Consider the following 936-nt stretch of genomic DNA (forward strand, 5'->3'; position numbering starts at 1 on the left):
TGTCTCAGGCCAACCTGCCGGGAAAATGATGTACCCGCTCGTCCGCGAGCTGGCCGCGTCCGGTGCCCCTGTGCGGGTGCCGGTCGCGGTGACGTGCCGGGTGCTCGGGCTGGCCCGCCAGCCCTACTACCGATGGCTGGCCGCCCCGGTCACGGCCGCCGACCTGGAGTGGGCCTACCGGGCTAACGCCTTGTTCGACGCCCACCGTGATGATGCCGAGTTCGGCTACCGCCTGCTGGCCGACGAGGCAGCCGACGCCGGGGCGCCAATGGCCGCCCGCACCGCATGGGCGATCTGCGCGGCCAACGGCTGGTGGTCGGCGTTCGGCAAGCCCGCCCGCGGCAAGCACCGTCAGCCCGGCCCGCCGGTGCACGATGACCTGCTGGCCACGACCGACTCCCACGGGGTGACCCGGCACCGGTTCACCGCCCAGACGCCCAACACCGTCTGGCTCACCGACATCTCCGAGCACAAGACCGGCGAGGGCAAGCTGTACCTGTGCGCGGTCAAGGACGTGCACTCCAACCGGATCGTCGGGTACTCCATCGACACCCGGATGAAGTCGCGGCTGGCGGTCACCGCGCTGGCCAACGCCGTCGCGATGCGCCGCACCGCCGGTGAGGACGTCGCCGGCTGCATCGTGCACAGCGACAGAGGGTCGCAGTTCCGCAGCCGCAAGTACCTCCGCGCCCTCGAGGGGCATCGGCTCGCCGGGTCCATGGGCCGAGTCGGGGCGTGCGGGGACAACGCCGCGATGGAGTCCTTCTTCAGCTTGCTGCAGAAGAACGTCCTCGACCGCCAGACCTGGGGCACCCGCCAGCAGCTGCGTATCGCGATCGTCACCTGGATCGAACGGACCTACCACCGCCGACGAAGGCAAGCCGGCCTGGGTCGGTTGACCCCCATCGAGTTCGAGTCCATCATCACCACACCGGC

Annotated in this window: 1 protein-coding gene; it reads left to right on the forward strand. The window is 70.3% G+C overall.

Going from position 1 to position 936, the window contains the following annotated elements; translation table 11 throughout:
- A partial coding sequence (locus TEK04_RS21215; protein WP_336406358.1) for an IS3 family transposase occupies positions 1-936 on the forward strand: 936 nt, incomplete at both ends.

It is taken from the genome of Klenkia sesuvii (assembly GCF_037083825.1).
Classification (GTDB): Bacteria; Actinomycetota; Actinomycetes; order Mycobacteriales; family Geodermatophilaceae; genus Klenkia; species Klenkia sesuvii.